The organism is Kitasatospora sp. NPDC058243 (genome assembly GCF_042882025.1).
GTDB lineage: Bacteria > Actinomycetota > Actinomycetes > Streptomycetales > Streptomycetaceae > Kitasatospora.
The window spans coordinates 65,835-74,228 of record NZ_JBHVWW010000044.1; the positions used below are offsets into that span (position 1 = coordinate 65,835).

8 protein-coding genes are annotated in these 8,394 nt (G+C 73.1%); 1 reads left to right on the top strand and 7 read right to left on the bottom strand.

Going from position 1 to position 8,394, the window contains the following annotated elements; all coding sequences use genetic code 11:
- Positions 1 to 81: 81 nt before the first annotated feature.
- From ACFVX9_RS25885 to ACFVX9_RS25915, 7 genes are all read right to left on the bottom strand, one after another.
- Entirely contained in the window at positions 82 to 1,680 is a 1,599-nt protein-coding gene (locus ACFVX9_RS25885; RefSeq protein WP_387983662.1) for a DoxX family membrane protein, read from the bottom strand.
- A 252-nt stretch (positions 1,681 to 1,932) separates the two neighbouring features.
- Positions 1,933 to 2,925: a 23S rRNA (guanosine(2251)-2'-O)-methyltransferase RlmB gene (rlmB, locus tag ACFVX9_RS25890; RefSeq protein ID WP_380378030.1), complete on the bottom strand. Its 993-nt coding sequence runs from the start codon at positions 2,923 to 2,925 to the stop codon at positions 1,933 to 1,935.
- A gap of 135 nt (positions 2,926 to 3,060) precedes the next feature.
- Positions 3,061 to 4,470 (bottom strand): cysteine--tRNA ligase, encoded by a 1,410-nt coding sequence (gene cysS, locus ACFVX9_RS25895; RefSeq protein WP_380378032.1) that lies wholly within the window; start codon positions 4,468 to 4,470, stop codon positions 3,061 to 3,063.
- 94 nt (positions 4,471 to 4,564) lie between these two features.
- Entirely contained in the window at positions 4,565 to 4,957 is a 393-nt protein-coding gene (locus ACFVX9_RS25900; RefSeq protein WP_063348796.1) for a PPOX class F420-dependent oxidoreductase, read from the bottom strand.
- Between the two features lie 146 nt (positions 4,958 to 5,103).
- Positions 5,104 to 5,625: a 2-C-methyl-D-erythritol 2,4-cyclodiphosphate synthase gene (ispF, locus tag ACFVX9_RS25905; RefSeq protein WP_350878367.1), complete on the bottom strand. Its 522-nt coding sequence runs from the start codon at positions 5,623 to 5,625 to the stop codon at positions 5,104 to 5,106.
- Positions 5,615 to 6,340: a 2-C-methyl-D-erythritol 4-phosphate cytidylyltransferase gene (ispD, locus tag ACFVX9_RS25910; protein ID WP_107452910.1), complete on the bottom strand. Its 726-nt coding sequence runs from the start codon at positions 6,338 to 6,340 to the stop codon at positions 5,615 to 5,617. Before ispD ends, ispF begins: the two co-directional genes overlap by 11 nt.
- Positions 6,341 to 6,651: 311 nt before the next feature.
- A complete protein-coding gene (locus ACFVX9_RS25915) occupies positions 6,652 to 7,134 on the bottom strand; it encodes a CarD family transcriptional regulator (RefSeq protein ID WP_030244332.1) in 483 nt (160 codons plus the stop codon).
- Positions 7,135 to 7,562: 428 nt separating this feature from the next.
- Here ACFVX9_RS25915 and ACFVX9_RS25920 point away from each other — a divergent pair, with 428 nt between their 5' ends.
- Positions 7,563 to 8,228, top strand: a complete 666-nt coding sequence (locus ACFVX9_RS25920; RefSeq protein WP_387983664.1) for a DUF461 domain-containing protein — start codon at positions 7,563 to 7,565, stop codon at positions 8,226 to 8,228.
- The last annotated feature ends 166 nt before the right edge of the window (positions 8,229 to 8,394 follow it).

Genomic DNA, 8,394 nt, shown 5'->3' on the forward strand with positions numbered 1-8,394 from the left:
GCTCCCCCGCCCCCCCCGCCCCACGACGATCGACCGGTTCCTCCCTCCTCGGAGCCCCCGTCCGCTCGCGTCCGCGGGCCGTCAGGTGGACGTGGGCGCCCCCGGACGGGAGGAGCGGGCGCCGCCGGACAGGTCGGCGAGCGGGCCGCTGCCCAGCACCCCGCCGAGCAGCCCGGGGCTCGCCCCGGAGCTCGGGCTGGGCTTGGACGCCGCCCCCGTTCCGGCGGGGGCCGGGGTGCTGCGCTGGGCGGGCGAGGAACCGGCCGACGGCGCGGCGGCGGACGGCGCGGCGGGGGACGGGGTCGTGCCGGCCCCGGTCTCCGCCTTGGCGGAGTGCCCCTTGCCGCTCGGCGTCGGGCTGCCCGGGCGGGTGGCCGGGGCGGAGGAGGGCGGGGTGGTCGGGCCCGGTGTGGGGGTGGCCGGGCGCGGGGCGGGCGAGGGCGAGGTGGACGAGCCCTGGCCGCCCGGGGTGCCGGTCGGGGCGCCGCTGGGCCAGACCGGCGTGCCGTAGTCGGTGGCCGGACGGGCCGGCGCCTGGTGCGTCCGGGCCCCGGTGCGCACCGCCGCGCCGAGCATCGAGCCGAGCAGCAGGGTCGCCCCGACCACGACCGTGGTGACCACCGTGCCGCGGCGCAGCACCCGGCGGCGCAGCGCGGCGGGCGCGTCGGCGCCGTAGCGCCGCCAGGCCTCCAGGTTGAGCCGCCCGTCCAGGGAGGCGAACGGCGCTCCGGCGATCAGCAGCGGGCTCCAGGCCGCCAGGAAGATCAGGTCGGGGGTGTCGTAGACCGGTACGGCCCGCCAGCTGACGGTGAACAGCAGCGCGGCGGAGAGGAGCATCGCCGCTCCGGCCGCGAGCCGCTGCCAGAGGCCGAGGACGGTCAGCACGCCGACCACGACCTGGGTGAACGACACCACCAGGCCGGCACCGACCGGGTGCGCCATGGCGAAGGCCAGCAGCGGTTCGGCGACCTTCCAGGGGTGCAGCGAGGCGAGCCAGCGCATCATCGAGCCGCGCTCGCCGCCGTCGAAGTAGACCGGGTCGCAGAGCTTGCTGAACCCGGCGTAGACGGACAGCGAGCCGAGGACGGCGCGCAGCGGCAGCAGGACCAGGCCGAGGTCGACCCGGCGGCCGGGGTACCAGGGCGGCTTGCCCTCGGCGGCCGTCGCGGAGACCTCGGGCAGCTCGCCGCTCGGGGTCCAGCCCTGCGGTGCGCCGACCGGGCCGATGCCCGCGTCGGTGGCGGTGCCGGCGCCCTCCCGCGGCTGGCGCGGGACGGTCCGGGCGCCCGAGTAGGACGGGATCACCCGGGTGTCCGACATGCCCGGGCCGCCGCCGTCGGGCCCGGAGCCGGTGAGCCGGACGGCGTCCAGCAGCTGGGTGGCCGCGAGGTCCCCGGGGGGCGCCTGCCCGGTCCAGGTGACGGCGGTGACCCGGCCCTTGCGGCGCGGCGCACCGCCCCCGGCGGCCCCCGCGAGCGCCGGGACGGCGGAGGCGGGCACGACGACCTGCGGGGTGACCAGCGGACGGCGGATCAGGCCCTGGTTGGCGTACGGGTCGCCGAACGCGGCGCCGGTGGACAGCAGTCCGGCCGGGGCCTCGATCAGCGGCGCCACCGGGGCGCCGAGCCGGAGCCGGAAGCTCGCCTGGGTGATGCTGAGGCGCGCGGGGTCGGACGGCACCTTGACCGTGTCAAGGCCGGGGCCCGCGTCTATCCCGGTGCTGCCGCCGCCGAACAGGGGGCGCCGAGGTGTTCTGGTGTCCACGCCCGTCTAACCGGGTGACCACCGCTTAGGACACTCTCCCGAGTGGATGTCCGGCGCATACTTGAAATGATCATGAGAAAAGCGATCGGGCCTGGTCGGGCCCGATCGCTTTTCACTCGGATTGCGGAGAATTCAGAAGTTCCCCTGCGCCCCGCACACCGGCTGTGCTCAGCGCTTGGCGCGCAGTCGCGCGGCCTCGTAGAGCACGATGCCCGCCGCGACACCGGCGTTCAGCGACTCGGTCAGCCCGGACATCGGGATCCGCACCCGCATGTCGCAGGTCTCCGAGACCAGCCGGGACAGGCCCTTGCCCTCGCTGCCCGCGACGATCACCACCGGGCCGGTCAGCAGCTCCAGGTCGCCCAGCTCGGCCTCGCCGTCGGCGGCCAGGCCGACCACCATGAGGCCGGCCTTCTGGTAGGCCTCCAGGGTGCGGGTGAGGTTGGTGGCCCGGGCGACGGGCAGGCGGGCGGCCGCACCGGAGGAGGTCTTCCAGGCACCGGCGGTCATGCCGGCCGCGCGGCGCTCGGGGATGACCACGCCGTGCGCGCCGAAGGCGGCGGCGGAGCGGACCACGGCGCCGAGGTTGCGCGAGTCGGTGACGCCGTCCAGCGCGATGATCAGCGCGTCCTGGCCCGAGTCGGAGGCCGCGACCAGCAGGTCGTCGGGGTGCGCGTACTCGTACGGCGGCACCTGGAGCACGAGGCCCTGGTGGTTGAGCCCGCCGGTCATCTGGTCCAGCTGCGGGCGCGGGGCCTCCATCAGCGGGATGCCGCGGTCGTTGGCGGCCTGGAAGGCGTCGCGGACGCGGTCGTCGGTGTCGACGAACTGCTGGACGTACAGCGCGGTGGCCGGGACGCCGCCCTGAAGGGCCTCGACGACCGAGTTGCGGCCGAAGACGAGCTCGGCGCTGCCCGCACCGCCCCGGCCGCCGCGACCGGCGCCGCCGGCGCGGCGCATGCCGGCGCGGGCCTTGGCGTCCCGCTCGCGCTTGACCGCGGCGTTGGCGGCGCGCTGCTTCGGGTGGCCCTTGCGCTCCGCTCCGGGCGGGGTCGGGCCCTTGCCCTGGAGCGCCTTCCGGCTGTGGCCGCCGGTACCGACAGACGCGCCCTTCTTCGATCCGGGGTTGCGGCGGTTCCTGCGCTGGCTGTTGCCGGCCATGGCTGTACTTCCTGTCTGTCCGGCATGCCCGGCCGCCCCGTTCTGTCCGGCGGCGGCCGACTGCATGCGCTACGTCATGCGGGAGGGCCGCACCGGTCCGGTACGGCCCACCCTCACCCCGATCGTCAGATGGGGTTACTGGCTGTTGATCGTCCAGCGCGGGCCGGACGGGGTGTCCTCGATCACCAGCCCGGCCAGGCCGAGCTGGTCGCGGATGGCGTCCGCGGTGGCGAAGTCCTTGCGCTGACGCGCCGCCTGCCGCTGGTCCAGGACCAGGCGGACCAGCGAGTCGACCACACCGTGCATGCTCTTCATTGTCCCAGGCTCGCCGCGCTCCGCCCCGACCCACTGCGGGTCGAGCGGGTCGAGACCCAGCACTCCGAGCATCGCACGGACCTCGGCCAGACGCGCCACCGCGTTCTCCTTGTCGTCCGCGTTCAGGGCGCTGTTGCCCTGGCGGACGGCGGTGTGCACGACGGCGAGCGCCTGCGGAACGCCCAGGTCGTCGTCCATCGCCTCGGCGAAGGCCGGCGGCACCTCGGGGGCGGCGTCGACCGCCCCGCAGCGCTCGACGGTGCGCTGGATGAAGCCCTCGATCCGGCCGAACCCGGCCTCGGCCTCGCGCAGGGCGTCCTCGCTGTACTCGATCATCGAGCGGTAGTGCGGGGTGCCCAGGTAGTAGCGGAGCACGATCGGACGCCAGCGCTGGACCATCTCGGAGACCAGCACCGAGTTGCCCAGCGACTTGCTCATCTTCTCGCCGGCCATGGTGACCCACGCGTTGTGCACCCAGAAGCTGGCGAAGGCGTCGCCGTAGGCCTTGGACTGGGCGATCTCGTTCTCGTGGTGCGGGAAGATCAGGTCCAGCCCGCCGCCGTGGATGTCGAAGGCCGGGCCGAGGTACTTGTGGACCATCGCCGAGCACTCCAGGTGCCAGCCCGGCCGGCCGCGGCCCCACGGGGTCTCCCAGCTCGGCTCGCCCGGCTTGGCGGCCTTCCACATCGCGAAGTCGCGCTGGTCCCGCTTGCCGGTCTCGCCCTCGCCCTCGGGCTGGCGCAGGTCGTCGAGCTTCTGGTTGGAGAGCGCGAGGTACTCCGGGTACGACTTCACGTCGAAGTAGACGTTGCCGTCGGCCGCGTAGGCGTGGCCCTTCTCGATGAGCCCCCGCATCATCTCGACCATCTCGGGGATGTGTCCGGTGGCCCGCGGCTCGACGGTCGGCGGCAGGCAACCGAGCGCGGTGTAGCCGTCGTTGAACGCCCGCTCGTTCTCGTAGGCGATCTGCCACCACGGGATGCCGAACTCGCGCTCCTTGGCGATCACCTTGTCGTCGATGTCGGTGACGTTCCGGGCGAAGGTGATCTGGTAGCCGCGGTAGGCGAACCACCGCTGCATGATGTCGAAGTTGAGCCCGGACCGGATGTGCCCGATATGAGGCGCCGACTGGACGGTAGCGCCGCACAGGTAGATCGAGACACAACCCGGTACAAGCGGGACGAAGTCGCGTACCTGGCGGGTGCTGGTGTCGTACAGGCGAATGCTCACAGCGTCAAGCGTAGTGGGCAGGAGGGGGTGCCCCGCGACATTCCCCGGGAATGATATGCAGCACTCCCGGGGAACCACGGGCCGCGCGGGCCGGTCAGATGTTGCCGACCACCTTGCGCGGGCTGAGCCGGACGACCACCCGGACGTCGTCCGGGCCGTCGAACCCGTACTCCTCGCCGCGGTACTTGCGGGACAGTTCGTTGATCAGCTCCCGGCCGCCCTCGGTGGTCATCGTCGCCGAGCCGCGCACCTCGACGTACTCGTACGGGTTCTCCGGCGGGTTGACCACGAGCGAGATGCGCGGGTCCCGCACCAGGTTGAGGTGCTTGCGGCGGCCCTGGACGGTGGAGAACAGGATGTCGTCGCCGTCCCGCGTGACCCAGACGACCGAGGACTGGGGGCTGCCGTCGGGCTGGATCGTGGACACCACGGCAAAGCTCTTGCGGTCGAGCAATTCCTTGGCGGGGCCTGAGAGTTCGACGCCCATCGAGAACCTCTTCTCATCGTCGGCGGTACGGCCCGAGGGGAAGCCCCGCCCGGGCCCGAAACCGCACACTACCGACCGATCCACCGCCACGCCGGGTGAACACTCGTCAGGGCCCGCCCATTCCGGCCCTGCCGACCGCGCCCGGCTCAACGCCGTTCGTACACCAGGGCCGTGGCGATCGCGGCCAGTCCCTCGGCCCGACCGGTCAGGCCCAGGCCGTCCGTGGTGGTGCCGGACACCGACACCGGCGCGCCGGCCGCGGCCGACAGCGCGGCCTGCGCCTCGGCCCGCCGCTTGCCGATCTTCGGCCGGACGCCGACCACCTGGACCGCGATGTTGCCGATCTCGAAGCCCTCCGCGCGCACCAGCCGGGCCGCCTCACCGAGCAGCTTCACCCCGGACGCGCCGGCCCACTCCGGCCGGTCGGTGCCGAAGTGCGCGCCCAGGTCGCCGATCCCGGCGGCCGAGAACAGCGCGTCGCAGGCCGCGTGCGCGGCGACGTCGGCGTCCGAGTGCCCGGAGAGCCCGACCCCGGCGTCCGGCCACTCCAGTCCGGCCACCCAGAGCGGGCGGCCGGCCTCGAAGGCGTGCACGTCGGTGCCGATGCCCACGCGCGGCAGCACGGGGGCCGGGGCCCGGTCGGCGGGCGTCAGCGGGTCAGTAGGCATCGGCGGCCCTCCGGCGGGCGAGTACGGCCTCGGCGAGCACGAGGTCCAGTGGACGGGTGACCTTGAACGCCTCCTCGTGGCCGGGCACCACGACGACCTGGCCGCCGTAGCGCTCCACCAGGCCCGCGTCGTCGGTGACCGGCGGCGCGTCGGCGGCGCCCGCGGCCTCCTCGGCCAGCGCCTTGGCGTGCACCCCGACCAGGGTGGCCCGGTCGAAGCCCTGCGGGGTCTGGACCGCGCGCAGGGTGGCCCGGTCGGGCGTGTCGAGCACCGGCTCGGGGCGGCCCGGGTTCGGCTCGACCCGCTTCACCGTGTCGGCCAGCGGCACCGCGGGCACCACCGCCCCGGCCCCGGCCCGGACGGCGGCCGCCACCGCGTCCACCACCTCGACCGGGACGAGCGGGCGGGCCGCGTCGTGCACCAGGACGATCTCCACCTCGGCCGGGATCGCGGCCAGGCCGAGCCGGACCGACTCCTGGCGGGTGGCGCCACCGGCGACCACCCGGATGTCCTTGCCGTCCAGCCCGTGGCTGTCCAGCAGGGCGACCACCTCGGCCACCCCGTCGGCGGGCGCGGCGACCACGACCAGGCCGACCGCCCGGCTGCGGGCCAGCGCCCGCACGGCGTGCACCAGGAGCGGCACGCCGCCCAGTTCCCGCAGGGCCTTCGGGGCACCGGGCCCCAGCCGCTCACCGCGTCCGGCGGCGGGCACCACTGCTGCTGCGACTGCTGCTGAGGCGTTCAGGTTTCACTCCTTCGGAGAAGTGGGTATGGCCTTGGCGTGCCCGGCGGGCGCTACGGGCCCCTTCCGAAGAATTACGGTCCAACCGTCCGCCGCACAATCCCGCAGAATCGGTCTTGCAGGACGGAAAACGGTCTTGCCGGGCCTGGACCGGCTCGGGGCGGGGGCGTCGTCCGGACACGCCTCAGCGCCCGAAGTGCCACTGCACCACCCCGGGACGCTTCGTCCTGGGAGCGGCGCGCCGACACCGGGCGCTGTGAGCGGTGGGCGGCAGCCCGACTGCGCTACGAGGCCAGCACCTCGTCGAGCAGCGTCTCCGCCTTGTCCTCGTTGGTGTTCTCCGCCAGCGCGAGCTCGCTGACGAGGATCTGGCGCGCCTTCGCGAGCATCCGCTTCTCGCCGGCCGAGAGGCCGCGCTCGCGCTCACGGCGCCAGAGGTCGCGCACAACCTCGGCGACCTTGATAACGTCGCCAGAGGCGAGCTTCTCCAGGTTCGCCTTGTAGCGACGGGACCAGTTGGTCGGCTCTTCGGTGTACGGTGCGCGCAGCACCTCGAAGACCCGGTCCAGACCCTCCTGGCCGACTACATCGCGCACGCCGACGAACTCCGCGTTCTCAGCGGGCACGCGGAGCGTCAGGTCTCCCTGCTGCACCTTGAGCACCAGGTAGGTCTTGTCCACACCTTTGATCTGGCGAATTTCGATGGCCTCGATCAGCGCGGCCCCGTGATGGGGGTAGACCACCGTGTCGCCAACCTTGAACGTCATGTGACAGGACCCCTTCCGTGGCTTTCCAGAATAACACGCTTTTCAGCGCACCCGAAGGGCGTTTTCGCAGGTCAGGGCCGGTCTCGGGGCTTGACAAGGACCCCCATGACGTGCTGCGACCGGTGTTCGAGGAGGGCTTCCCGCAGGTCGGAGGCGGTTCCAGCGTTCGGCGAAACCTTGCGCAACACCCTGGAAACCATGATTGGATCTTGGGTTTTCACCGTTTATCGGGCCGTATCCACATCGTTATTCGATCTTGGTCGAAGCTTGTCCCGAGAGTGACCCGGACACGCCACAAGTGCGGCCGGACGGCCGCCCCGCGAACCCCGGGAGTGCGACACGGGGACCACCCCGTGAGGAGCGCATAAGTGAGGTCGATAATCTGAGACCTGACCTATCGACACGTTGACTTAGGAGAAGCCGCCGCCGTGAGCCGCAGCCTTCGACGCGGCAGCATCGCCGCCATCGCCGCCATCGCCATCGCCTCGCTGTCGTCCTGCGCCGCCGGCAACACGCCGGACACGCTGCAGGTCAAGCCCGACAACGCGGCGGCAACCCTCGGAACGAACCTTCGGCTGAACAACATCGTGGTCGTCACCGGGGACGAGTCCTCGGGCGAGCACAACGGTCCCGCCAACGTGACCGTCAACATCGCCAACACGGGCAGCACCCCGGCGGAGCTGCAGTCCATCACCGTCGGCAACGGTGCCACCGCCGCGTTCTCCGACGCCGCGGGCGCCCCGCTGTCCACCATCGTCGTCCCGGCCGGCGGCGCCGTGGCGATCGGTGGCACCGGCAACCCGTCCGCCAAGGTCGCCTCGGTCGGCGTCCAGGTCGGCGGCTTCACCCCCACCTCGTTCACCTTCAAGGACGGCCAGAAGGTCGACGCCCAGGCCGGCGTGAGCCCGAACGCGGGCCTCTACAAGGGCTTCGGCCCGACGCCGGCCCCGGCGGCCGCGCCCACCAAGGGCGCCACCGCCGCGACCACCCCGGCCGCCGGCACCACCACCCCGGCCGCCCCGGCCACCACCGGTACGCCCGCACCGTCCGGTTCCGCCACCCCGGGTGCCACCCAGTCCGCCGGCGCCCACTGACGCACCACCCGGCGTCCGGAGGGCCCTCCCGGGCCTGCCGGACACCAACGCGAAGGCCCCCTCCGGCGACTGCTTAGGTTCTAGTGGTTGTCGCAACACCCCAGTTCAGGGGATGCGATGGACTTCAAGATCCGCAAGGACCGGACGGCTCAGGGGCCGCGGAAGC